The following is a 24,498-nucleotide window of genomic DNA, read 5'->3' on the forward strand; positions in this document are numbered from 1 at the left end:
TTTGAGCATTTTGAGCCGGAGCGCGGACGAGGGTTCGCCCCAGTGCCGGATGAGGCCTGACGGTGTTTCTTTGACCGCACTCCCGTCATGATCGAACAACAGACGTCTCAGTATCGGGACGTAGATCCCCTCGGCGTCACTGCGGAGCACCCTCGCGGCCAATGAGACAGCGTGGGCCGTTGCAATAGCTGAATCAGGATGAAAAAGACCTGTCCGCCTCCGCCCGCGGTCGATCTCGAAGTCCAGACCAGGCACCTGGTCAGTCCGATTCCACTTGCGCAGATCCTCCGCTGACATGACCCGCAGCGCCCGACCTGCCAACATCTTGAGGTCATTCAGAAGCCGCTGCAGATCACCGGACGAAAGCTCCCTAGACTCAATGGCGGCCTCCAGCCACGACTGAGCAGCGAGGATAGTACTCCCCGCTGGGAGGTAAACCAGCGGCCCCTGAGAGAGATCTGCCCAGCAACGCGCGCTCACGTTTGATGCGCATACCGCGTTGCCGCAAAGGTTCGGCACAGGCACATCCCCAAGCCGCGGCCGGCTCCCAGGAATCAAGCCGCATCCGCTGCATCCATCCAGCAGCAATACCCTGTGTCTGGTGCACGCGAAGGACCAAGACAGGCGCCAGGCCAGTTTCCACACCCCGGGTGCTTCACGCAGACAGGCAGGACAATAACGCGAACCGCTGCCCCGCGCCCACAGGAAATGTATGTCCACTCCCTCGCGCGTCTCGCGCAGAAACAGGACTCGCCCCGCATAACGAGCCACGGTGAGCTGCTGGATGTCGCGCTCTCGAATGCCCGTGGCCGCGCATATGCGGGCCGCCTGCTCGTCGGAGACCCGCAGGCTATGGTCCCGCTGCTGCTTCCCACCTAATGGATGCAAGCCAACCGCTTCGTACAGGTCCCTCCGTGAGGTCGACAACTCCATACAGTACCTGTCGAGCCAACTTACGAGCGTTTCGCCTTGAAAGGGAGGCACCCGGATCGGAAATCTGCGCTGGTCCATGTGCGTTATCGCCATTCGCCTTGGACGGCCTATTAATACTAATTAAAACGCATCCGGTCAGTCCGTGCCCGCGATCAAAACCGTCTGCCTCACGTCTTTGGACAGCACCAGATGAAGTTGCTGCCAGCCCTGCTCAACTGAAACGTTCCGGCGGCCAGAGTAGCAAAGTGCGGGCGGTGCGCGCCGTTGCACGTGTGCGTTTTACCGCGAAGATTAGGGCCCCAACGGAACTGGATCGTTTCCGCATGCTCCAGGAGCGCCCCGCCAACGTCGCTCTTGAAGGCCACGACCGAGCATAGGAAGGCGTGCTGATTTTAACCCCAGTTTTCTGACGGCGGTGGCCGATGTGGGTGTGCGCTCACCTTGGCGGACGCCGGCAAACCTGCCCGAGCTCGGTGTCCGGGCGGTGCTTTCTTCAGGAAGGCAAGAAAAGGGGAATAGCCGCCCGGGTCTAAGGGCTGCCGCCGTGGCCATCGCCCACATCTCGCGCCTTGGCGCCTGTCAGCAGCAGAAGCCGTCTTATGGTGTTTTTGTTCCACCCGGTGGCCGCGGCGATTTCCTGTTGCGTCCGCCGCTGGACAAGGTACAGGTCGCGGATTCCTTCGGCGTCGAGAGGGGCGCGGGTGCCATGAGACGGGGAAAGCCCAAGCCGGGAGATATGATGGATAATCATCCTCCGGTCCCGATTCAAGGCGACGGCCATGTCTTCCACAGATTCGCCCCGGTCAAGCAAGTGTCGTAGTTGAGCCTCAATGGAGTCAGGTCCCGGAATTAGCGCTCCAACGGACTTGACCGTCCGATTTTCAATTTGGCTTATGAGCCGAGGTTCGATCAGGCCCCGTACGATCAACGATTCGAGAACCGGATCAGCCCCGGGATTTGGCCGTCGCATGTGCGGCACGTGCTTTAGCAGTCCCACGGGCGGTTCCCAGCTTAGAGGTTCCCTCACGCCATTTTCTGCAAGAAATGATTCCGCTCTCTCGTCGAGCATGTCGAGGATCCCGGGCGGCGTGGATGCGATGAAGTGCTGCAACAGGAAGTAGCCTTGGCCGCCACGTTCGGTGTATTCGGAGATGGAGCCGGTGAGCCTGTAAGTGACATAGAGGCTCGCCGTGGCCGGATCATTCCCGCACCTTCGGTCGCTCAAGGCGATGTCCTGCCATGTTTTTTCGGGCAGCAGCCCTTCCACGGAAAGTCGTCGCCTGGCACCGTAGTCGATCGGTGCAGGATGCGCATCCAGATAATTCGCCAGGGCTAAAATTGCCTTCATTAGCCCGTCTCGGGCCGACGCCGGAAACCGGCGGCATACATACGACAACGAGTTATCTGTTCCGGACAGCCCCAGTGTCTCCCGCTGGAGCTCCAAGTCGGGCCTGTCGTACCCAGGCATCAGGACACCGATGCTCAGCCCGGTCTGAAGTATTTTCGGTCCCACCGCCTCATCCAGCCGTAGGAGGCTGGTCCACTGGGGCCAGAAACGCTGTGGAACCGATCTCGCCCTTTCCAGGATGTGGGTTAGCCCCCTGCACGGTGGGGCCGGCGACGGGCCTGCTGTGCCGTAGCGCAGTGCACTCTCCGGACGAATATCCGTGTGGAGTGCTTTGAGCATCTTGAGCTGAAGGTCGGGCGAGGGTTCCCCCCAGTGCCGAAGAATGGTTGACGGAGACTTTTTCGCCGCTTTCCCTTCGCGGTCCGAGAACAGGCGTCTTAGTGCTGGCACATAGACAACCTCTTCGTCACTGCGGAGCACCACCGCGGCCAGCGACACCGCATGAGCTGTTGCCGAAGCTGACTCGGGACGGAACAGGCTTGAACGCCTCGGCGTAGGGCTGACTTCGAAGTCCAGTCCAAGCACCTGGTCGGTTAGATTCCACGTGCGCAGATCCCCCGCTGACATGACGCGCAAGGCCCGCGCTGCCAGCAACTTGACGTCGTTCAGAAGCCGGTGCAGATCGTCGGGTGAAAGCGCCCCGGAGTCGATGGCGGTATCCAGCCACGACTGAGTGGCGAGAATAGGACTTCCCTCGGGGAGGCAAACCGGCGGCACATAAGAGAGGTTCGCCCGGCAAGACGCCATCCCCCCATCCGATCCGAGTACAGCGTTGCCGCAAAGATTCGGTGCGGGCACGTCGCCAAGCCGGGGTCTGCTCCCAGGAATTAATCCACAGCCGGGGCAGACATCCAACAGCAGTAACCCGTGGCTGGTGCAAGCGAAGGACGACGACAGACGCCATGCTAATTTCCACACCCCCGGCGCTTCACGCAGACAAGCAGGACAGTAACGCGTACCGCTCCCCCTAGCCCACAGAAAACCTAAGTCGGCTCCCTCACGTGTCTCCCGAAAAGACAGGACTCCGCCCGTGTAGCGAGCCATCGTGAGCTTCTGAATCTCATGCGGCGGAATGCCCGTGGCAGCACATATGCTGGCCGCCTGGTCCTCCGAGACGCGCAAACCATGGTCCCGCGGCTGCTTCCCACTCAGCGGACGCAAACCAACACCTTCGTACAGGTCCTTTCGTGACGTCGACAACTCTGAACAATACCGATCGAGCCAACTCACGAGCGTCTCGCCCTCGACGGGCCGCACCAAAATCGGAAACCTTCGCTGTTCCATATCCTCACCGCCAACCCACCTTGGGACGGCCTGCCAACACTAATGAGGAAGGCATCTCATTAGTCGATGTGCCGTCGGAGGTTCCGCCGCCGCTCCGATTCGTGGCGGCACCCAGACGAAATTGGGCCACGAGCCTGGGCAAGGCGACCTCTATCTCCCCGCCTCATGGCCCCCGACTGGTTGTCTCGGAAGTCCAACGTCGTGTCATAGAGCGAGGGCGCTTACAAACAATTCTTATGTATCACTAGTGGGGCAGACAAGAGTGCCCACACACTATGGCATAGTTGCATGCCCACTCGTCCGTCCCAGCTGACCGTTGAGCAGTCTCGGCGCTGGGAAACCCGGCGACTGAAAGTGGGTGCCCGGATTCGAGAACTCCGGTTATCCCAGAACCTGTCACAGGAGGCACTAGCCCTTGAGTCGGGTCTAAGCCGAAATATGATCATCGGCATTGAGTGGGGTCGGAAGAGTGTTGCTTATGAGCGTCTCTGGGATGTCGCTGACGTGCTAGGAGTCCCCATCAACAGCCTGTTCATTGAGGCCAAGTCACTTCCGTCAAATGAGCCCTTCAGAGGAGGGCGACGGCCAATGGGCCAAGGCAGGGGCTGAAAACGCAGCACGGCTGATGCCGCGCTCCTCCTGAACCAATCAGCTAACTCGTTCACATCTACGTATGCTGGACTGATGTCTGATTCCCAGCCCCTTGCCGTCTTCGGTGACTGGCACGGTGATTCCGGCTGGGCTCTAGCCTCCATCAGGTCAGCTGCCCGCGAGGGGGTCCGGACTGCCATCCACGTTGGGGACTTTGGGCTAGATTGGCCGGGTGCCAAGCGGGGGCGGTATGAGGCGAAGCTGAACAAGTACCTGATCGATCTGGGGATCACGCTTGTCGTTTCTGGGGGGAATCACGACAACTGGGACACTTTGGAGAAGCTCCTCGTCGAAGACGACGGCTTGGCGACGATCCGATCCAATATCCGGGTCCTGCCGCGAGGCGGCCGAGCCATGATCGAGGGCCTTGCCGTCGGCGGACTGGGCGGGGCGTTTAGCGTCGACTGCGAGCACAGGACCGTAGGGAAGGACTGGTGGGCTAATGAAGAACCCACTCGCGAAGAGGCCGACGCACTCATTGCCGGCGGTCCTCTGGACATCTTGATCACCCACGATGCGCCAGCAGGCGTCCCGCTTACGGGAGAATTCCAGCTCAGCCCAGACCTGACAGAGAAAGCGAACAAAACCCGCGACCTCTTGGGAGAGGTCGCTAATTCGTTGGCCGTTCCCCATCTTTTCTGCGGCCACTGGCATCAGCGGCGCATACACGAGTTGAGCCATTCGAATGGAACCGTCACGAGAGTAGACGTGCTCAATATGGAAAACTCCCGGCACGGGAACGGCGTCCTCGTGTGGCCTGGCCAAGCTCCTCTGCGGATTGACCCACTGGACATCAGGAACACCTAGGGACCTGCCTCCTCGCTAGATCTGACCTAGAGTAGGAGTCATGGACGCGGCCGAGTGGGCGCCCGAGCTGGCTTACTCCCTCGCCAATGGGCCCGGGACACCGTCCTTACTGACCGTCGCTACGTGTAGCGGACCCGCTGCCAGCAGAGAAGTTATCGAGACTGCCAAACGAGTAGTCGGCGAGGCAGGCTGGACGGTTTACGAGCTGGTCGCCCGCGAAGTGGCCCCGGATCCGTCCCTGCTGCGTGAGAGCGGCTTCCTGATCCTTCGGGACGTCCGCCAACCGCTGTCCCCGTCGGTGCCGGTTCTCATCGGCGCTCACCAACTGCATATCCGTCGGAACCTCCCAGTCGGTCTGCTCATCGTGGGAACTCCCGCCGGAATCAAAGCCCTCCGCAGACATCCCGGCCTAGGCTTTCTAAGCCGCGCCGAGTGGGTGGTGCAGAACTAGCGTGAACCAGCCTCCGGTACACCCACGCCCCTTGTCCTCAGCATTTCGGAACCCCTCGGCATCAAATCCAGGCACGATATTGCGCGTCCTCGGTGAGACCCCAAACCGTGTCACAGGCCGAAGCTACACTCGCAGCATGATGCAGGAGCTACGCAATGACGACGCGGGCCGATACCTCGTGACCACCGCTACAGGCAGCCACTATGTGCTCGATCTGACAGCCAGAACTGTGAAACGGCAGATGGCCGCCAGCCCCCCAGTCGTCGATTATCTCAACGCGGGGTTTTCGCGGCTGCGCCGCGACGGGGAAACACTTGAGCTAATCATGCTCGAGTTGTGCGCACTCGGCGCGTCCGCCCGATACTGGATTCAGGTCCGCGACGACCACATCCCTACCCTCAGAACGACCTCGCCCGTGGTGCGGATCGATGCAATGAACCCTTCGGAGGCATGAACTTGGCGCCTATGCTGGTTCTGTGACACCGATACCTTCACCGAGCCGTATCGACATCATCATCCATGAAACAGATACCGAATGGTGGCAGATCATTGCCGCCCTCGGGCCTTTCGTCGTAATCCTCTGTGCCGTCCTCATCGCGGCAATCGGCTGGCTCACGCGGCGGCGGCGGACTGTCGCGGATACCGTAGCTTTTGGCTCCGAGACGCCCATTGCTGACAGCCAGTCAGACTGGTGGCACCGGGCACGATGGGCGCTGGAAGCGAGCCTAGATGATGATCCGGCGAGACGTGAGGTGGGCCTCGCTGCTTTGCAACTCCTCAACGAAAGCACTCTTTCCGGCAAGGAGGAGACGCTCATCATTGCTGAAGCCTGGAAGAGTCCGCTGCGCGACGCGAGGACGATGAGCGCCTTCGCTGACGAGAAGTCCGTTGATGAAAACGATCCACAGAGCAGTATCAGCCACGCGGAAGAGCGCGTGACCGTTCGGGCAGCCCGCCTTCGGCTCTCGACAGACAAGACGCAAGGCATCGAGAGCCCGTCCTGGGTGGAGGAAATCGCCAAGCGACCCCTTTGAGCGCGCGACCGCCCGACCGGACGCCAAACGGGCCGTTCCAGGGCAATTATCGAGGAGAATCCGGCCCGCCCGAACGCCATAGACTGCTGGGACCACGTCAACCCACCTGTTCGAATCGGACCAATGAGCGCGATAGACCTCTCCCAGCCGTTCACCATTCACCTCGGCGTGGTCGAGCCACAGTTCGAACGCTTCGAAGATGACGCCCTCATGCGTGGCCAGCTGGCACACCTCGTGCCAGCCCACTGGGGGGCGCTCGTCCCGTACCCCCATGTCTTGAGGTGTGTGCTCACATGGTGATCACGGCGGCGCCTAAGTACAATCGTTAGGCAGCGCCGATCCACTCCGCGGAGAGTCATCGGATTCAGCAGTGAGATTGGGGTCAAGCGTGGACTGGGTAGCGCAGCCGCATTGCGACGCAGTGGAAGGGTCGCAGATTTTCTCAGCGCTGCAGAAACCCTCCTCAGAGTCTGAGTGTTTTGTAGACCTTTCTAAAAGCGGATGGGTTGGCCCGGGAATGATGGCGTCCTTGGCGGCGTTCGTGGATGCTAAGACTTCAGCCGGACTACACGTAACGTTCACTCCACCGGCAAACCGTGACGTCAGGTACTACCTGGCAAGAATGGGGATGTCAGCGTTTCTAGATAGCGTGGGCGTGGAACACGCCTTGCCGGCAGTCAACGCCAACATGGCTCTGACAGAGCGTGCTCTCGTTGAGGTGCAATCATTCTCCTCCGAAGAAGACGTGGCCGCGCTCGTGTCGATCGTCAGCTACCAGTCAATCGCGAAAGACCTCCAGAGGTCAGTATCCCAGGCCCTATTGGAGGCCGGATGTAACGTCCCGGAGCACGCGAGAGTGGCTTGCGGCTATATGGCGGCACAGGTTCTAAACGGGGGCACGATCCTTCGTCTGGCTGTCGCGGACGCTGGCGTTGGGATCTTCTCGACGCTCCGGGGTGCGGGCGCGCAAACAGAGAAGGAAGCCCTCATGATGGCCGTCACTGGTACTTCAGAGACCGGACTCGAGGAACGGGGCCGCGGACTTACGTCGATCCATGAATCGATCAAGCGTCATGGGGGACGGGGTTCACTGATCTCGGGTCAGTCACTGATCCACATGAATCCGAAAAATTTGCACCCATGGACAGGGAATTCCGGAGCCTATGTGGGCACCATCTTGGACGTACTTCTGCCCATTGCGTAACGACTGGCATCGGACCGAGTCCACTCCCGCCGTAAAACGCTAGAACCATATACACTTACAAAATAAGTGGCGAAAGGTGTCGCACATGAAAAAAATAAGTGTTCCTAGCGTCGCCAGTTCACGTGTGCTTGCTGACAAGCTCGTGGACTCTGCGCACCTAGTCGACAACGAACCCGTGATCATCGATAGTCGTGACCTGGACATCAACACGGAGAGCTTCGTCTCTCAATTAGTCAAGCGCGTAGCAGAGGCGCACCCATCCGCGGTCGAAGTAGTCGGCGGAGGAGACGAATGGATCGCCGAAGTACAGCGCGAAGCGAAGCGCTTCAGCCTTAGGGTGACTTCGCGGGGAATGGCCAGCGCTTAGGCTAGTCCAACTTCCGGGCAGCCACGCCGGCCCCGTCGATAGCCCTGTTCCAGAGTTCGCGCTCGCTTCGCATGTCGTGTTGGTCTGACCCAGTGAAGTAAAGACGGGCCCAGTCCTTCCAGGACTTGAATTGCTCTTGAACCGACGAGTCGGAGATCCGGGTTATTTGCTTCTCCAGAGCGGCGACGAGGTCCTGCTCCTTGTGAGTCGGAAGGGGATTCTCTCCACCCTCCCCGGCGTCGGACCAGGCCTTCAGACCAGTCAGTCCAGTACGAAGCGCCTGAGCGGCGTCTTGCGCGCCGTAGAGCGCTTCACGCTGACTTTTCCTATTGCGCTCCGTCTTCGAGTTGAAGAGCGACCCACTAGTACTGAGGAAGGCCGTAAGGGCAGCTGCCGCCGCTGCGATCAACGCGGTCACAAGGGGCTGGGTCTTGAGGCCATCAATCCTCTCCGACAGGTGTACACAAAGTTTTGCGACGTCTTCGGGGTTGAGAGCCAGGCACTGATCCATCCATAGATCGTATATGCCGGCCGGTGGGGTACGCGCAACGACCACAATCATGCTTCAACGGCCGGAGCTGCCCAGCCAACAGCCCGCAGCTGCTTGTCCCGCTGCCGGCGCTCCAGCGGAGTCTGGCGCGGCTCAGGCGTTTTGGTCTCCCCGACTCTTCAATGACCGCGATCTCTTCGGACCGAAGCGGAGTTGGCGGCCATCTCGCCATGCCGGCCACACGCCGTCCTTGACTCGGCGCCGCACCGTTGCATCGCTTCGTGGGCGGCTTTGTCTGTCGAGATGCGCTGCAGAATCCTGTCCGCAAGTTCTGGTTGGTTGTCCATCAGTACACGTTATGCAGGGCGCCGCGTCGCGTCCACGCACTGTCGGTGCGCACCTCAACAACAAGGCTCCTACGAACGCAGGGTCCGGGAGTTGAAGCGCCGGACTCGATCACTCAGGAGCTCGGCGGCCCACAGGCTACACAGGCCCAGGCGCAGCTTCGCGCCAAACAGTCAGAGTTCACTGCCTGGCGCGGAGACAATGACCGCAAAAACCTCAGCTACCGGACGTCACTTACCGTCCGCTAAACGGGGCCCCCTGCAGACCAGTCAAACTTGTGCCGGTCGGGGCAGGTGGGGCTTGCCAACCGGGTTCCAGCCCGGAACTTTGGCCACGGAGTCATCGGGGCCGTAGGTGAACCGCTGCAGCAGCGCCTGTTCACAGACCGGGGCAGTGGAATGAGGTTTCTCGTAGTTCCTTATCAGCCATCGGTCAGCGACCCGCGGGCCTGCACGGCCGCCCCACGCAGCAGAGCGTAGCTCTCCGTCAGGTTGCGGATCATATTGCCGCCGGGGGCGTTGAGGGTGACCGTGGGGATGGTCTCCAGCAGATGAACTTGGGCCAGCCTAAGCTGCGCTCTCGCGCCCCGAGTTCAAGACGCATGTAATTACCAGCGTCGGCGGATACGACGAGCTCCTCAACTACTTCCAAGAGCGAGATCAACATTGCCACGCAAAGCTGAAGCCTCGCCATTCTTGATCAAGCCATCAATGATGGCTTGATGGCCGAGCTTGCCCACCCTATCGGAAGCGTAGGTAGCCACGACGCGCTCGTAAACCTATTCGGTGTCTCGAAACTAAGCGCCTCAAAACGCAAGGGTTTCGAGACAGCCGGCGTTAGCAGACACCTCGGTCGATGCACTCGTTGGGTTTACCTCGTTTCTTCGCATCAAGGGGGACGTTATGCTCCCTCAGCTATCGCCGGTTCTTCCTCCGATGTCGGCGGGGAAACGAGGGTCGAGTGCAAAGCCTTGAGTCGCTCAAGGACTTCGTCGTAGCCAAGTACGGTCACGGTCGAGAGGCCAGCTCGAAATCGCAGGAAGGACTCGCGCTGCTCTGGATCGAGGGTGCCTATGCGTCCAGTTATGACAGCGCCGCGTGGATCATTCCACGCGTCGAGGTTGAGGTCGGGAGTGAGGCGGTGTGCGAGGCTTCTGGGTACGGAGGCCATCTGAGACTGCACCTGAGTGATCGGTCCGCTGAGTTCCGTGTGGGGTGGGTAGACAGCGGCGTTTCCCTTGCCACGGTACGGTCCTGAGCTCATCAGCGGGGTGCCTGGTGTCTTGATCTCGACGATTAGGACGGTGCGCGTGACGGAGTTCGCGCAGAGGAAGTCGGTGATGCGCGCCCCTCGTCCGTCGATGTCCGCGGCTTGGACAGTCGCGTGCTGGCGCTCCACGACAATGGGCGCCGAGAAGATTAGCTGCAGTGCGAAGTGGTTGGCCTGGAAGAACTTCTGCCAATGATCTTCATCGCGCGAGTAGGGCCCCTCGAGGTCCTTCTCAAACCGATCCAAGAGGGCTTCGAGTGAGACCAACTCGATGTCTTCGCGAAGTCGGACGAGTCGTTCGGGTGCCTCTTGGGCGATGGCTGGAGCTGCGGCCGTTATCTCATTGGCCAAAATGGAACGGTCGGCGGCGTCGGTAACGTGTCCGGTAAGAACCTCTTCCGTCAGAGCGCGGATGACCGGATTCTTGGTGTATTTCGGCTTGACAAGCTCAAGACCAAACAGATCTGCGATGGCGTTATGAGAGTCGGCGTCAATTACCCGTCGAACGGCCGTTTGGCCGCGACCGCGACTGCGATCAACCGCTGCGCGGTAGTCGTTGAACCGCTGTAGGGATACCCGAAAGATCGTACCTTCTGGGTTGGCCCCCTCGGCACCCGAAGTCACAAAGCGCACCTTTGTACATTTCGTGCGTTTCTCGATACCTCGTACCAAGTCTTGATAGTCACGCTTGATGCTTAGGCCGTACTCGTACATGGTGCTGAAGCCCCTGGGTAGACCGAGGACGTAAAGAAGGTCATACTGACCGTGTTCCGCTGAATGCCTGTGGGGATCCCAACCGGGGCTTTCGATCTGCAATTCCGTGATGCGGTCGAACTGATTTTGAAGCTGCCCGTACTGGGTGACCTTTGGCGCGAATCGCAGTAGCTTCTGGACGTGGTCGAACCGCAGCACCTCGAAACTATTTTTGTTTTTGTCTCGGGGGACACGGGTCAGGACTAGCTCGTGGCCGTCGTCCTGCTGCGCAATCACTCCGAGCCGGTCTTCTAGCTCAGTATCGTCTACATCGGCATCATCTGCCTCGGCAGCGTCGAGGTGATTACCATCAAGGTTGAGATGGTATTCGTCGAAACTTAGGGTCGGTTCACTCAAGATGACCTCCAGGGAGATGTAGCGTGCCGACGGGCTGCCGCGCGCGCTCACGCAAGTCTGCCATCTTCACCAAATCAGATGCACACGCCGGGGGTGGGGCATGATTCGACGTGCCGCATGCCCGCCATTCCGCGTCGGACGGGCATCGTGCCGCCACGGTCCAAGAGCGGCACGCTAGGGACGTCCGTTATCGACTCGCCGCCAATACGGGTGCTGGCTGTCTCCGGACTTATCGAGCACGAACGCGACGCTCTGCTCAGCACGAGTCACTCCGACGTATAGCTTCGCCGCCGCGAGGTCTTCGAGCGGCGTTCCCCTCTGGAGCAGCTTCTGCATCTTGTCTGTAGGGAAGATCAGGACGCGTTTACGTGTGAGGCCCTTCGCAGCGCCGAAGTTCATAAACGTCAAGTGATCGTGGCTTTTCCAGGAACTGGCACCCCAGCGCAGATTCTGCGGCGCGAACCCTTCGATGTACGCTTCGATGTCTTCGCTTCGGACGAGAAACACGCCATCATGACCCGTAGCCGTAGCATTCAATGACACTGTTCTCGGAAACGCCCAGGTGCTGTCGAAAAGCGAGTCGGCGAACGCAGCGATTTCAGGGCGGCACCGCCACGTTTGCGACCGGTGAGTGATGATCAATCTGCCGGCTGCCTCCTGGCTGCGGAACCAGCTCCACACCTGCATGTTCTTGTACTGCTTGTGTTTCCGTTCCGACGGACTGGTCGCGATGACCGCCTGTCGCACGTCCCCGACCATTGTCAACGAAACGGTGGAACGCAGAAGAGCATCCACGATCTCCAAGTCGTACCCGCCCAGATCCTGCACCTCGTCGATATAGACATGATCGTAGATGGCTTCCAGACGGTGCAGTGGGAGAGAGCGCGATGCCTCGATCAGGAGAGTTGCCAGGTGCGCGGCGTGAACCCCGCGCAGCAACCCAGAATGGGTGAAGTATCGACGCCGTGCTGTCAGCGGAACTCGCTCCTGATACAGGCTCTTGTCATCGAGCCCGTTGACGTCCTGGCCTGGGAAAAGGAACGGGAGATAGGGGCGGATGAACTGGCCGATGAGGAAAGTGAACCATCCAGACACTTCGATTTCGGCGGTCGGGTTTGCTTCGTTCAATCGTCGACGCAGTTCCGCCTGATTGTTGAGCGTAAAGGTGAGAACGAGGATTCGCTGCCCCGGCGAGGCGGCCGCGCACTCGTCGACGATGCTCTGCGTTTTCCGCGATCCCGCCACGGCGAGAACGAGTTCACCGCCCACTGACATGAATGAAATCCAGGGCTTCGGTGAAGTATGAGGGAGAGGTAATGGTCGTCGGCGAGGAGGAAATCTTCAACGCAGCGTCGGTCTTGTTGTTACCCATCCACGTCTCAAGGTTGGCGCGGGGCGTTCCCAAAATAGCCCGTAATGTGTTGGCATCATTGACGTTTAGGATCTGCGGTTCGAGGGTTCGACCACGTGCGACGTCGCCGAAGAGCAGCATCCGGTCTTCGTCGAGAAGGTCGCCGAGGTCGGCGCGGGCGTCGTCGATTTCGTCCTGGGAACGGCCATCATTATCGCTGAGGATAACGCAACGCTTGCCGACGAGTTTCACCAGCTCCAGGAACCGTCGATGTGACAGCCCCCGCATTGAGAACACCTCGATGCCGTCGTCGATAGGGCGGCAGCGCCACCGATCCCGATAGAACCGTTCGAACAGGAGTTCGTCTGATGGGCCCTCGACCAGCACCACGCGTTGAGCGAGAACGAGGCGGAGGGTGTCGAAGCCGGGGAGTTTCCGGAAGTAGTCGACGGTGTCCTCAGGGAGGTCGACGAATGGTCGGACGTCGCCGTCGGACACGAGCCGGAGCCTATCGAGACCGAGACGGTTGAGGACAAAAGAGCTGTGAGTGGCGACGAAGACCTGCTGGTCGTCGTGGCTGAGAGCGCCGATGCGGTCCAGCAGCACGTTCAAGTTCGAGTGTGACAGGTGATTCTCGGGTTCTTCGATCATGACGGCGCCGGCCGCGTTCGCGTGGCGGCGCATTGCGAGGACGATCTTCGTCACCGCTTGCTGTCCGTGCCCGGCTTGGAGGAAGGGAACGCCGTCGACGTGCGGGATCACGCTGCTGTCCCACGACGTGCGGGACGAGTGGTCCATTGCCAGTGCGACATGGCCGCCGTCAAGGAGCTCGTCGCCGGCGGCGAGTTTTGCGTTGACGGCGCCGAGGTGTTCAGCGGTCATGTTCTCCTTGACCCTACGGAAAGCCGCGGAAACCGCCGCATGTTCCTCGTCGGTGAGGTTATCCCCGATGACCTGTCGCAGGTGATAATCCACTCCAGCCGTTGAGCGGACAGTTCGGGAATCGATGACAGCGACGGCGAGAGCACGTGGCCGCTGCGTCAGCTGGTTTCCCTGGAACGAGCGCCAGTCTGGAGTGAAGTACTCCGTCGGTAGCAGTTTCGTTCCTTTGGCAACGTAGGCGTCAAATTCGTTCCGGTACTCCGGGTTGAGTCGGATGCGAAGGCGCACGCCGGGCGCGTGATCGCTTGGCTTATCGAGGTCATCGGCGCCGATGAAAGGGGCGAACGCGGATCGATCCTGGAGGGTTACCTCGATGAAGATCTCGGGCGGCGGCGGATTCTCCCCTCGAGCACGCGCCGCCAGGTACTCTGCCACGGTCTGGGCGTGAAACCAGTACGGGTTCAGTTCCTCGGAGACTGTGCGGCCGTTGATTCGGCCGGTCATAGCCATCCCGATTGCTTCCAAAAGAGTCGACTTACCTGCCTGGTTGTTCCCGACGAGGACGTTGAACGTCGGGTGGGGTCGGAAGTCGAGCGTTTTGAACTTCCGGTAGCCGCGGATGCGAACTCTGGCGATCAAGTGGTTCCCCCAAAAAGTGCGTCTTAGCGAATGTCTCCGCGATGAGTCTGGCACGGGCCGCCGACAAGTTCGGGCGGCGCACAGGCTTACTTCGCGTTTGTTGAGCCGGAACCGTCCCTGACGATCTTCCGCAGTACCTAATCGAGACAGCAATCAGTCACTCTGGCTACCAGTCAGCGATCGCGTTTTGGGAACTACCATCCATGAATCCGGTCGCACCTGAAAGCGTGGACCAGCTGGGTTTCTGTATGGCATGGTTGCTGACCGCAAGCCGCTTTTTCAGGGAAACAATGTCGCGATGGACAGGACGCTAGGGATGGCGGCTTCGTCCAGTAATCGGCACATCGTCAGGCTGCATCAAGTGAGCACCCGCCGAGACCCCGAGCGTCGACCGGAGCCGCTTGGCTCCCTCCATGTGTCCCGGTATGGGATCCCCGGAGGACCGGTACGGTTTCCCTCTCCGATTCGATGTGTCTCGAAACCTCTCCCGTCTCGTATCCCTAGGCAAACGAGACGTCTCAACGAGCAGAGGCGGTTTGCCTGCACCGTCGCCAATTTTCTGTGGAATTCGGGACATGTGCTCCCACTCCGAAAAATAAACCGCCGGAAATGGTCGAACCGGATACCTTGGGATGCGAGGAGGTGTCGTCATGACTGTGAAGGCCGCACACATGGTGTCAAAGGGCTATATCCGCGCATGGGCAAACGCCAAGAAGATTGTCGACGTGCTCGACCTCCAGGACGGTCGAGGATACCCCTCCTCATACGAGAAGGCCACAGTCGTAAGCTACGCCTACGACCCCAATGTCCTCACCCGAAACCTTGAGCAAGACTACTCACTTATTGAGAGCAACGGCGCTCCGGCCCTCGTCAAAATGCGCAAAGGGGAACCGTTGACGACAGCCGAAACGCGCGCCGTGATCGCCTTCCTGGACATGCACCTTGACCGAGGACGCTACGCGGATCGAACCAAGGTCCGAGCCCCCGCGGTCGTATTGAGAACAGACGGACGGATCGAACATACGGAGCTGGCCCTCGGGGACGCGTTGCTCCTGTCGCAGTCCTTCCAGGATGTCCTCAGGCTGACCACGTTGGGACTCGAACAATGGCCGTGGCAGGTGCGAGAGGCAAGGGGACTCGCCACCGGAGACGGCGCGGTCCTGCTCTGGCGGCCAACCGACGGTGCCGAAATCTCCACCATCTCCTTCCCACTATCCCCCACCCAACTACTCGTGATCGGAGAAGATCTCGCAGACGACGTTCCCCATAATCGGCTGCTCGCAGAGAACAGCAAACGGTGGATCGTCGGAGCTAGGGGAACGCTCAATTTCAGCAAGGCCGCGGTCATCGCGGATCGACGCTTTCAGGGATGATCCTGAGGAAGATGGCCTCTTCGTAGGAGGGCGCGGCCGGCAACTAGCGTCGAATGCATCTCCTGGGCCGTGGTGGGAACCGAACCTTCGCCCCTGCGCCGAACGATACTGATGAACGCTCCATCGACTATGGCTCCGGAGACTAGGAAAGGCTTGATTTCCTCGGGCTGCGGTGGGATGTCAACCAGGGCACCTTGCAGTCTCGTAACCCTAGGGTTACGAGACGATCGGGTGCGCAGCATCGGCTTACAGTCGGTCAGGGTGCTCAAGACTCGGGATGGAGCAAAGGTTAGCGGCCGGTTGTGGGTGGTATAACTGGTGCTTCTTTCGTCATGGTGTTGTTGCTGGTGCTCCAGCTGGCGAGGAAGTCCAGTTGGTTCTGGGCGTGGCTGCCGGATTCTGCGGTGTAGGCGATGAGGGTGAGTCCTTCGCCTGGAAGATTGTATCGAGAACCTGCAAGTCGTACCCGTCGCCGCGCTGTGCTCATTGCGTCGCGTACACATGCCAGCTCGTGAGCGAACCGCGAAACCGGAGGCGTAACAATGCTCGTCCTTCTATCCTGAGTCCAGCACGCCGGCATACTTCCACATCGCGCGCCAATACACCGCGCAACTCTTCAGGGTTCTGACCGGTTAGGTCGGTCCCGCACTCACTGCCATCCAGGGCAAAGCGCGCGGTTTCCGTCGCCTCGGACCCATCTTGGTCGTCAACAGGTTCGATCACGGTGCGTGTAGCCATCCGGTGATCCTAGCTAGTGTGTAGCCTTGCAAACGCACCCTACCCGGCTGAACCGAGTAGTGGAGATTAACAATTGTTAAAGTCAGGAAAATCTAGAAGGGGAATTGTTAATCTTCGCGCGTAGTCGACAGGCCGACGGTGATGATGAAGTACACCACCGGCACCATCAGAAGCAGGGACAGGAAGGTGAATTCGACGACGGCGCTGCCCCGCTCGGCGTCGTCGTCAGGGCTGGATGGCGGCATGGCCTTTCACCTCCAGCATGTCCCGGGGCCCGATCAGCCCAATGACGGGCAGCGGAGCGCGGACCGTGACTTCGAGGGTCCGGATGCCCGCGAAGTTCGTCTCGGTGGTGGTGACGTCCCTGGCGAAGTCCGGGGTGAGCGCCACGCCGATCAACTGCGAGGTGCGGCCTGCCGCGTCGGCGGCGCCCCGGTCCGCCAGGGTGCCGTAGCGGGCGCCGGACGCAGCGGCGTCGATCAGCGTGTTCCGGACGTGCAGGACGAGGGCGAGCTGGATGATGGCCAGGAAAAAGAACGTCAGCAGTCCCCCGACCAGGACGAAGTCCACCACGGCGGAGCCGCGTTCCGCGCCGGCAAGGTGCTGGCCCCCGGCTGCAGCCATTGCCTACTGCCCGACTTTTTGCATCGCCTGGTTGAAGAGCCCCTCGAGCGCGGGCCCGGCGATCGCCAGCAGCGCGGCGACCAGGACGGCTGACATAAGAGTGATCATCACCCAGCCCGGCACGTCGCCACGCTCGTGTTCGTGGCGCTGTCCGCGTGATTGGCCCGGGGTGGCACCGGCCAGCCATAACGCCAGGCCAACCAACCACGTCACTGTCCGTGTGCTTAAACCGATGTTCTTCACTGTTTCCCCTTTATTTGAATGCTTCCCTTTGTTTGAGTGCTGCGCTTACTGCATTTACTCGTCTAATACGGTGACTGCGGCCGCCCGTTCAGAGCCCCAGGGTGATGGCGGCCAGACCCGGAAACACGGCAAAGACCACGGTTAGCGGCAGGACGCCAAAAACGAGGGGCACCATCATGCCGATCTCCTTGCGTCCGGCCGACTCCATAAGGTCGCGCTTCGCGGTGTCCCGGACGTCCTGGGCCTGTGCACGAAGGACGTCGGCGAGGGGTGTCCCGCGTTCCACCGCCACGATTAGCCCGTCGACGAAGCGGACCAGCGGGCCCAGCTCGGTTCTCGACGAGAACTCCTGCAGGGCGTCGGCCAGGGGTTTCCCGGCCCGGGTGTCGGCCAGTACGCGGGTGAATTCCCTGGACAGTTCGCCATGCGTCCTGCGGCATACCCGATCCAGGGCGCCGGTGGCGCTCTCCCCCGCGCTCACGGCGAGCGCCATCAACTCGGCCACACCCGGGAACTCCGCCATCATCCTGGCTTCGCGTTTCTTGACCTGCGTCCCAAGGAGATAGTCGCGCAAGAGGAACCCCGCCAGGCCCGCGCCAAGGACAATCAACACCGCAAGCAACGGGTTCAGCCGGCCCAGCGCGCCGCCCAGTAACGCGATAGCCGCGGCGGCAAGAAATGCGCCGACGCCCCACAGCACCTGCTCGGCGCGGAAATCCACGGACGTTTTGCTGCTCCCCGCCCGGGCGAGCCGGCGCTTGAGTGCCGATGATCCGGGATTAAGCCGGCCCAGCTTCCGCACCGCGTCGTGTATCGCAGGACGCAGGATCCGCTCCAGCGGGCCGAACGGCGTGACATTGCCCGGAGCCGTGTACAGGAGCCGGGACTCAAGGTTGTGCGCTTTCAGTTGCGGCCGGATGCGCTCGGTAAAGTTGACCGGCCGGAGGAACGGGAGCCGCAGGAGGAACAGCCACAAGCCGCAGCCGAGCACCAGGCCGCACGCGACCGAGCCAGCCGTTAGCGCGTTCACCGGAGCACCCGCTCATCCTGCGGCAGGGACCCGATGCGCAGCATCACGGCATAAGAGATCAGCGAGACCAGCAGGCCGCCCACCAGGACGGCAGCACCTACCGGCGAGTTGTACGCCGCGATGGCTTCCGGCCGGCTCGCCATCAGCACCAGCACAATCCAGGGGGCGGCGACGGCGAGCCTGGCAGCATTGACAGTCCAGGATTGCCTGGCCTCGAGTTCGCTGCGGGTGCGGGCGTTTTCGCGCAGGAAGTCCGCGAGTGTGCCCAGCAACCGGCCGAGGTCCGAGCCGCCCACCTCCCGGGTCAGGCGGAGGGCCTCAACGATCCTGTCGGCAACCGGATCGGCGAGCCGTTCCTTCAGCCTGCTCAGGGCGGGATCGAACTGGCCGCCGGAGCGGTAGTCCGCGCCGAAGTCGCGGAAGAGGGGACGCAGCTCTGCCGGGCCCTTGTCTCCGAGCTGGATCAGCGCCTCAGGCAGCGAAAGCCCGGCCCGGATCGCCGAACGCAGGTGATCGACGACGTCGGGCCACAGCTCACGGAGCACGGCCGCGCGCTTGCGGGCTCGCCATTTCACAAAACCAAACGGCAACCAGCCGCCGAAGAGGCCAAAGCAGCCGGAGATGGCCCATGACCGGGTGGCGGCGAAAAACACCAGCGTCACGAAGCAGCCGACGCCCAGGCAGGTCGCCAGCAGGCCGAACCGGCTGACCTTTTCAATGCCGGCGGAACGGAGCAGGTCCTCCAGCCGGCTGACCCGCGTCCGGGGCTTCCGGGGGCGCGGCTGCTCCCAGGCGGACCACCAGACCAGCAGCAGGCCTGCACCCCCAAGGACCCCGAGCAGCGGCGCCATCAGCGGGGCTCCAGCAGGGCGGCGACGTCGAACCCGGACCGGGCGAACTTCTCCGCCGCGGGCATCGAGTTCGCTTGTGCCTCGAGCGTCCCGCCGCGCATGTCGAAGACCATGGACGACTCGATAATGCCGTTCTCCACCCTGCGCCCCAACGAAAGGATCTCCGTCACCTGCCGCCTGCCGCCCGGGTGGCGGCTGCAGTGCACCACGAGGTCGATGCAGGACGCCACGGTCGGGACAACAAATGCGCTGGAAATGTTGTCCCCGGCCAGCAGCGGCAGGGTGCAGATCTTGGTTACGGCGTCGTGGGAGGAGTTTGCGTGGATGGTGCACATCCCTGGCATTCCGGAATTTAGTGCGATCAGCATGTCCAGGCTCTCGGCTTCGCGGACTTCACCGACCACCAGCCGGTCCGGCCTCATCCGCAGGGCCTCTTTGACGAGCCGGCGCATCGGGATCTCGCCCTCGCCCTCGAGGTTCGGCTGCCGGCATTGGAGCCCGACAACGTCACGCAGCGGGAACTGCAGTTCGAAGATCTCCTCCACGGTGACCACGCGCTCGCGGGTGCCGATGCTGGCTGCCAGGCAGTTCAGCATGGTGGTCTTGCCGGCCTGGGTGGCTCCGGAGACCAGGATGTTGAGCCCGCTTGCCACGGCCGCCCCGAGGAATCGGGCCGACTGCGGCGTCAGCGTGCCCAGTTCCACGAGGTGTTCAAGCCGGGTTGCCTTGACGACGAACTTGCGGATGTTGATGGCCCAGTGCTGTCGGGTCACATCCGGGATAACCACGTGCAGCCGTGAACCGTCGGGAAGAGCAGCGTCGACAAAAGGCGAGGAAATGTCCAGCCGCCGGCCGGAGCTCTTCAACATTCGTTCCACGAGGTTGCGGACCTGCTGGTCCGTGAGGGCAATGGAGGTCAGTTCGGATTCACCATTGCGCGCGACGAAGATCTCGTCCGGGGCGTTGAGCCAGATCTCTTCGATCGCCGGGTCATCCAGTAAAGGCTGCAGCGCCCCGAAGCCGGCCACGGCGTCGAAGACAAACCGCCGGGCCTGGTCCAGGGGCCCGATGGGCGGGAGCGGCGCCAGGAGGGCCCGTTCGTCGTAGTCGCTGATCGCCTCTTCCACGAGGCGGCGGACTTCACCGCTTTGCCGCAACGGATCCAGGCCGCGGCGACGGATCAACTCACGGACTTCGTCCTCGACGATGCGCACAGCTTCCACGGTGCCCCCAACATGACCGCTGCCCCTCTGCCGGAGGCAGTGCAACTGGGTTAAAGCTAGGGCGGCCCGCGCCGGCGAACAAGGGTGCGGCCGCTCCTATGTGGAAAACCTCGGCCCAGGTTCATAACAATTGCCCCACTAGTAACACCAGACACTCTGGATCGCCCTTTGCGTCGGTGTTAGGGTGGGCGCGACAAGTCAGACATTCTCACATCCCGGACAGCAGCCTCCTCCACGGCAACTGGGCGTGGGATCACTATGACACTGCCACGAGCGTGTTGTTCCGGAGCGGCAAATGAAACGGACCCAACTTCCACCCCTGAGTCTTCTCTGCAGCCGGGTCGGAGGCGCATTGTTGGCCGTCTCCCTGATGGCGGGACCCGGCCTGGTAGCCCCCGCTGTTGCGGACCCTGCGGCAGCGCCCGCGGCGACGCCAGCTCCGGCGCCGACGGGAGCGGCCGCCGCAACGGCCTCGAGCCCGGCACCTGCGCCCTCCCCGGCTGCCGCCACCGCGCCGCCGTCGTCGCCGGCACCCGCGCCGTCGTCGCCGGCACCCGCGCCGTCGTCGCCGTCGCCTGCTGCGTCGGCGACCGCCGCCCCGGCGACCGTCGACCGCTCCACGGAGGCCTACCGCGCCGCCATGACCGCGGCCACCCGCTCGGGCGGAGCGGAAATGGGCGAGGCTGGCCGCGCCGGGACCACAGCCGGCGGCGGGAAAGCCTCCGCCCAGGCGCTGGCCACCGAAGGCACCTGGACGCCGTCGTTCGGCATCAAGGGCATGGATGTCAGCCCCCACCAGCCCTCGGTCAACTGGCAGCAGCAGTGGAACCTGGGCGCACGCTTCACCTACATCAAGGCAACCGAGGGCAACTACTACACGAGCCCCATCTTCGGCACCCAGTACAGCGGGTCCCGGGCCGTCGGCATGATCCGGGGGGCGTACCACTTCGCGAACCCGGCAGCCTCCTCCGGGGCGGACCAGGCCCGGTTCTTCGTGCGCAACGGTGGCGGCTGGTCCAACGACGGCTACACCATGCCGCCGGTCCTAGACTTCGAGGGCAACCCCTACGCGGGCCAGACCATCAACGGCTACTACCAGGGCAACGCCTGCTATGACATGTCCAAAGCGGCGTTGACGGCCTGGGCCAAGGACTTCAGCAACACCATGAAGGCCCTGACCGGCCGGGTGCCCGTGATCTACACCGGCAACTACTGGTGGAAGGACTGCGTCGGGAACCCGTTGGGCTTCAGCGACAACCCGCTGTGGCTGGCCTCCTACCCGATCTCCGCGTCGAACGACGCCGGTCCCATCCCTGCCAGCTGGAGCACCTACAGCATCTGGCAGTTCAGCAGCACCGGACCCTTCGCCGGCGACTCCAACGTCTGGAACGGCTCCATGGCCCAGCTCCAGGCCTTTGCCCGGGGCACGGTGGGCTCCAACGGCGCCATCGACGCCAAGTGGCAGGCCACCGGCGGCGCCTCGGGGCCGCTGGGCGCTCCCACCACCAGCGCCGAGATCTGCGGGCTGTACGGCAACGGCTGCTACCGGTCCTACGCCAAGGGCAACATCTACTGGAGCTCGGCCACGGGCGCGTATCCGGTCACCGGGGCGTACTGGACCGCCTGGGGCCAGGCCGGGTGGCAGCCGGGAATCGGCTACGCCACCAGCGACGCGACGTGCCCCACAACCACCACCACCTGCCACCAGACCTTCCAGAGCGCAAACGCGTACAACACCCCCGGCGTGGGCACGTTTGTGGTCAAGAACTCCTACATGGCCGCATGGAAGGCCGCCGGGTGGCAGGACGGCATCGGATACCCCAAGTCGATGGAAACCTGCGGGCTCGCCGGCGGCGGCTGCTACCAGGAGTTCACGCGCGGCAACATCTACTGGTCCGCGGCCACCGGCGCCCACGCGGTGACCGGCGACTTCTGGGCCGCGTGGGGACGGGCCGGCTGGCAGACGACAATCGGCTACCCCACCAACGACGTCACCTGCGGGCTCTACGGCGGCGGCTGCTACCAGGCCTTCAGCAACGGCAACATCTACCAGTCCTCGGCCACCGGGGCGCATGCCGTCACCGGAGCCTACTGGAACGGCTGGAAGGAAGTCGGCTTCCAGCCGGCCATCGGCTACCCCACGAATGAGACCACGTGCGGGCTCTACGGCGGCGGCTGCTACCAGTCGTTCTCCGGCGGCACCATCTACTGGAGTTCCGCCACCGGAGCGCACGCCGTGATCGGTGACTACTGGAAGGCCTGGCAGCGCGCCGGATTCCAGCCGGCAATCGGCTACCCCACCGGAACCGTGACCTGCGGCCTCTACGGCGGAGGCTGCTACCAGCCGTTCGCCAAAGGCAACATCTACTGGAGTGCCGCTACCGGCGCCAACGCCGTGACGGGCGCCTACTGGACCGGCTGGGGCGAAGCGGGCTGGCAGCGCGGGATCGGCTACCCCACCGGCTCGGTCAGCTGCGGCCTGTACGGCGGCGGCTGCTACCAGCCCTTCAGCGGCGGCAACCTCTACTGGACCGCGGCCACCGGCGCCCACGCCGTCAACGACCCGTACATGAACGCGTGGCGCCTGGCCGGCTGGCAGATGGGCAAACTCGGCTATCCCCAGCAGGCGGCGATTTCGTACGGCGGATACAAGACCGTCCGGTTCCAGGGCGGGACCATGACGTGGACCGCCGCCGGCGTCAAGGTGGCCTACTCCTAGGACCACCGTCCGCAGCAACAGCAATGGCCGGCCGGGAGTCAACAGACTCCCGCCGGCCATTGCCGTCCAGGGCCCGACGGCGGCTAGCCGGCGGTTTTGCGTAGGGCCCGACGGCGGCTAGCCGGCGGTTTCGCTGCTGGCGAGGTCCTGCCGGGCGCGCTTCCGGAGCCTGAGACGGACCACCACGGACCGGGCGGCGAGTCCCACGCCAAGGGCAACGCCCACCCACAGGCTGGAGCCAAGGCGCTCCGCTTGGGTGTAGACCGGGTGTCCGACGACGCTCAGGACCCCGTACAGGGACAGCGCCACTGCCGCCCACCCGGCCGGAGGCAGGATCTTCTCCCGCATGGCGCGCACGTACCCCCACACGCCGGCGGCGAAGACCAGCAGGTAGGCGGCGTTGGCCGGCAATGCCGCCAGGAACCGCCACAGGAAGTCCAGTTCCAGGACCATCAGCTGGTTGAAAGGATCATCGACGGGCGGCTTGCGGAAGTGGTCCGTAAAGGTGTCCTGCAGGCTCTCGTTGAGACCCGGGAAGCCAAAGGCCGCGTTGACGCCCAGGGAGGCCACCAGAAGCACCGTGGCAAGGACAATCCCCAACCGGATCTGGCTGTAGCGGCGGTAGGTGCGGAAGACCAGCAGCCCCACACAGAGGAGCAGGAAGCTCACGCAGAGCAGCACGGCAGAAGAATATTTGAAGAAGAACACCAGGCCCAGTCCGAGGACCAGCAGTATGGTGCCGCGGGCGCGTGACCCGCGCAGGACATGGGCCAGGCCGATGGCCATCACCAGCGCGGACGCCAAGGTGGGTCCTTCCGCGAGCATGGCAACTCCATGCGGGATGCTGGCGGGCAGGGCGTAGAAGGCCGCCTGGACCAGCAGCGCGGGCCGCAGGTTCAGCCCGGCCAGGCGCGCCAGCCGGGCCATGAGCAGTCCGGCGATGGCGGTCCCCGCGATCGCAACAATCCACATACCCTGAGGGTCCCCGAAGAGCCGCATCAACGGGATCGACAGGAGCGGGAAGCCCACCCGCGGGGAGAAAATCGCCTGATATTCGGGGTTCCGGTCAACCCAGCCGATGACCGGGCCGCGGCCGGCCACCGTCTTGGTGATGCAGTTCTCCAGCGTGCCCTTGTACTGCACCGACGGGTTCTTGCAGTATTCGGAGAAGGCATGCAGCCACGCCTGGTCCGTGGGAATGCCCTGTAACTGGTCGGCGATCCGGATGTACTGCACCGTGTCGCCCCACACCACCCCGGGGCCCATCAGGGTGGCAACGACGATGAACAGCACAGCGAGCCCGGCGTGCGCCGAGACTCTTTGCAGCCGGAATTTCCACACGCTGGCGCGGTCGGTAACGATGATGATCCCCAAACAACTAGCAGCCCCATTAAGATCCGGGCGATGGCAAATCACCCAGGTGAATAATACCTAGGTTGAAGACGCCTCGATGCTGATTGCCGTCTTGTTAC

Annotated in this window: 21 protein-coding genes and 2 pseudogenes; 8 read left to right on the forward strand and 15 right to left on the reverse strand. The window is 62.6% G+C overall.

The genetic code is table 11. From position 1 onward, the window contains the following. Nucleotides 1–594: 594 nt before the first annotated feature. From AC1DBE_RS04255 to AC1DBE_RS04265, 3 genes and pseudogenes are all read right to left on the reverse strand, one after another. Nucleotides 595–1,026: pseudogene (locus tag AC1DBE_RS04255) on the reverse strand (TniQ family protein); the annotation flags it as partial. Between the two features lie 436 nt (nucleotides 1,027–1,462). After that, nucleotides 1,463–3,139: a hypothetical protein gene (locus AC1DBE_RS04260; RefSeq protein ID WP_476969808.1), complete on the reverse strand. Its 1,677-nt coding sequence runs from the start codon at nucleotides 3,137–3,139 to the stop codon at nucleotides 1,463–1,465. A gap of 69 nt (nucleotides 3,140–3,208) precedes the next feature. Then, nucleotides 3,209–3,625 (reverse strand): annotated as a pseudogene (locus AC1DBE_RS04265) (TniQ family protein); the annotation flags it as partial. Between the two features lie 288 nt (nucleotides 3,626–3,913). On the opposite strand from AC1DBE_RS04265, the gene AC1DBE_RS04270 reads away from it, so the two are divergent. The 6 genes from AC1DBE_RS04270 (at nucleotide 3,914) to AC1DBE_RS04295 (ending at nucleotide 8,139) form a co-directional block, all read left to right on the forward strand. Then, nucleotides 3,914–4,234, forward strand: a complete 321-nt coding sequence (locus AC1DBE_RS04270) for a helix-turn-helix domain-containing protein (protein ID WP_476969714.1) — start codon at nucleotides 3,914–3,916, stop codon at nucleotides 4,232–4,234. A gap of 75 nt (nucleotides 4,235–4,309) precedes the next feature. Continuing rightward, on the forward strand, nucleotides 4,310–5,083 hold the full coding sequence (locus tag AC1DBE_RS04275) for a metallophosphoesterase (protein WP_476969715.1): 774 nt from the start codon (nucleotides 4,310–4,312) through the stop codon (nucleotides 5,081–5,083). Between the two features lie 587 nt (nucleotides 5,084–5,670). After that, on the forward strand, nucleotides 5,671–5,988 hold the full coding sequence (locus tag AC1DBE_RS04280) for a hypothetical protein (RefSeq protein ID WP_476969716.1): 318 nt from the start codon (nucleotides 5,671–5,673) through the stop codon (nucleotides 5,986–5,988). A 22-nt stretch (nucleotides 5,989–6,010) separates the two neighbouring features. Then, nucleotides 6,011–6,568: a hypothetical protein gene (locus AC1DBE_RS04285; protein WP_476969717.1), complete on the forward strand. Its 558-nt coding sequence runs from the start codon at nucleotides 6,011–6,013 to the stop codon at nucleotides 6,566–6,568. A gap of 421 nt (nucleotides 6,569–6,989) precedes the next feature. Further along, nucleotides 6,990–7,772, forward strand: coding sequence for a hypothetical protein (locus AC1DBE_RS04290; protein WP_476969718.1), 783 nt, complete (start codon nucleotides 6,990–6,992; stop codon nucleotides 7,770–7,772). Nucleotides 7,773–7,857: 85 nt separating this feature from the next. Continuing rightward, nucleotides 7,858–8,139: a hypothetical protein gene (locus tag AC1DBE_RS04295; protein ID WP_476969719.1), complete on the forward strand. Its 282-nt coding sequence runs from the start codon at nucleotides 7,858–7,860 to the stop codon at nucleotides 8,137–8,139. 1 nt (nucleotide 8,140) lies between these two features. Here the strand turns inward: AC1DBE_RS04295 and AC1DBE_RS04300 are convergent, their stop codons facing one another. The 4 genes from AC1DBE_RS04300 to AC1DBE_RS04315 all read right to left on the reverse strand — a co-directional run bounded on the left by AC1DBE_RS04300 (nucleotide 8,141) and on the right by AC1DBE_RS04315 (nucleotide 14,225). Further along, the gene (locus AC1DBE_RS04300) at nucleotides 8,141–8,650 is read right to left on the reverse strand and encodes a hypothetical protein (RefSeq protein WP_476969720.1); all 510 of its coding nucleotides are present in this window, start codon (nucleotides 8,648–8,650) and stop codon (nucleotides 8,141–8,143) included. 1,224 nt (nucleotides 8,651–9,874) lie between these two features. Continuing rightward, nucleotides 9,875–11,404, reverse strand: coding sequence for a Shedu anti-phage system protein SduA domain-containing protein (locus AC1DBE_RS04305; protein ID WP_476969721.1), 1,530 nt, complete (start codon nucleotides 11,402–11,404; stop codon nucleotides 9,875–9,877). 123 nt (nucleotides 11,405–11,527) lie between these two features. Next, nucleotides 11,528–12,622 (reverse strand): UvrD-helicase domain-containing protein, encoded by a 1,095-nt coding sequence (locus tag AC1DBE_RS04310; protein ID WP_476969722.1) that lies wholly within the window; start codon nucleotides 12,620–12,622, stop codon nucleotides 11,528–11,530. Beyond that, nucleotides 12,612–14,225, reverse strand: coding sequence for an ATP-dependent nuclease (locus AC1DBE_RS04315; protein WP_476969723.1), 1,614 nt, complete (start codon nucleotides 14,223–14,225; stop codon nucleotides 12,612–12,614). The genes AC1DBE_RS04310 and AC1DBE_RS04315 overlap by 11 nt, the downstream gene beginning before the upstream one ends. 650 nt (nucleotides 14,226–14,875) lie before the next feature. Between AC1DBE_RS04315 and AC1DBE_RS04320 the strand changes: the two genes are divergently transcribed. Then, a complete protein-coding gene (locus AC1DBE_RS04320) occupies nucleotides 14,876–15,598 on the forward strand; it encodes a DUF4238 domain-containing protein (protein ID WP_476969724.1) in 723 nt (240 codons plus the stop codon). A 483-nt stretch (nucleotides 15,599–16,081) separates the two neighbouring features. Here the strand turns inward: AC1DBE_RS04320 and AC1DBE_RS04325 are convergent, their stop codons facing one another. From AC1DBE_RS04325 to AC1DBE_RS04355, 7 genes are all read right to left on the reverse strand, one after another. Next, on the reverse strand, nucleotides 16,082–16,336 hold the full coding sequence (locus AC1DBE_RS04325) for an Lsr2 dimerization domain-containing protein (protein ID WP_476969725.1): 255 nt from the start codon (nucleotides 16,334–16,336) through the stop codon (nucleotides 16,082–16,084). A gap of 107 nt (nucleotides 16,337–16,443) precedes the next feature. Then, on the reverse strand, nucleotides 16,444–16,581 hold the full coding sequence (locus AC1DBE_RS04330) for a hypothetical protein (protein ID WP_476969809.1): 138 nt from the start codon (nucleotides 16,579–16,581) through the stop codon (nucleotides 16,444–16,446). Continuing rightward, a complete protein-coding gene (locus AC1DBE_RS04335; protein WP_476969726.1) occupies nucleotides 16,562–16,960 on the reverse strand; it encodes a TadE family protein in 399 nt (132 codons plus the stop codon). Before AC1DBE_RS04335 ends, AC1DBE_RS04330 begins: the two co-directional genes overlap by 20 nt. A 3-nt stretch (nucleotides 16,961–16,963) precedes the next feature. Then, nucleotides 16,964–17,155 (reverse strand): hypothetical protein, encoded by a 192-nt coding sequence (locus AC1DBE_RS04340; protein WP_476880273.1) that lies wholly within the window; start codon nucleotides 17,153–17,155, stop codon nucleotides 16,964–16,966. A 136-nt stretch (nucleotides 17,156–17,291) separates the two neighbouring features. Continuing rightward, entirely contained in the window at nucleotides 17,292–18,233 is a 942-nt protein-coding gene (locus tag AC1DBE_RS04345; protein WP_476880269.1) for a type II secretion system F family protein, read from the reverse strand. Further along, nucleotides 18,230–19,084, reverse strand: a complete 855-nt coding sequence (locus AC1DBE_RS04350; protein WP_476880268.1) for a type II secretion system F family protein — start codon at nucleotides 19,082–19,084, stop codon at nucleotides 18,230–18,232. Before AC1DBE_RS04350 ends, AC1DBE_RS04345 begins: the two co-directional genes overlap by 4 nt. Next, nucleotides 19,084–20,307 carry a CpaF family protein gene (locus tag AC1DBE_RS04355; protein ID WP_476880267.1) on the reverse strand — a complete coding sequence of 408 codons (1,224 nt, stop codon included), beginning with the start codon at nucleotides 20,305–20,307 and terminating at the stop codon, nucleotides 19,084–19,086. Before AC1DBE_RS04355 ends, AC1DBE_RS04350 begins: the two co-directional genes overlap by 1 nt. Before the next feature lie 355 nt (nucleotides 20,308–20,662). Here AC1DBE_RS04355 and AC1DBE_RS04360 point away from each other — a divergent pair, with 355 nt between their 5' ends. Next, a complete protein-coding gene (locus tag AC1DBE_RS04360) occupies nucleotides 20,663–23,026 on the forward strand; it encodes a GH25 family lysozyme (RefSeq protein WP_476969727.1) in 2,364 nt (787 codons plus the stop codon). A 117-nt stretch (nucleotides 23,027–23,143) separates the two neighbouring features. Here the strand turns inward: AC1DBE_RS04360 and AC1DBE_RS04365 are convergent, their stop codons facing one another. Beyond that, entirely contained in the window at nucleotides 23,144–24,400 is a 1,257-nt protein-coding gene (locus AC1DBE_RS04365) for a glycosyltransferase family protein (protein ID WP_476878893.1), read from the reverse strand. Between the last annotated feature and the right edge of the window lie 98 nt (nucleotides 24,401–24,498).

This window comes from Arthrobacter sp. 10T416 (genome assembly GCF_056394165.1).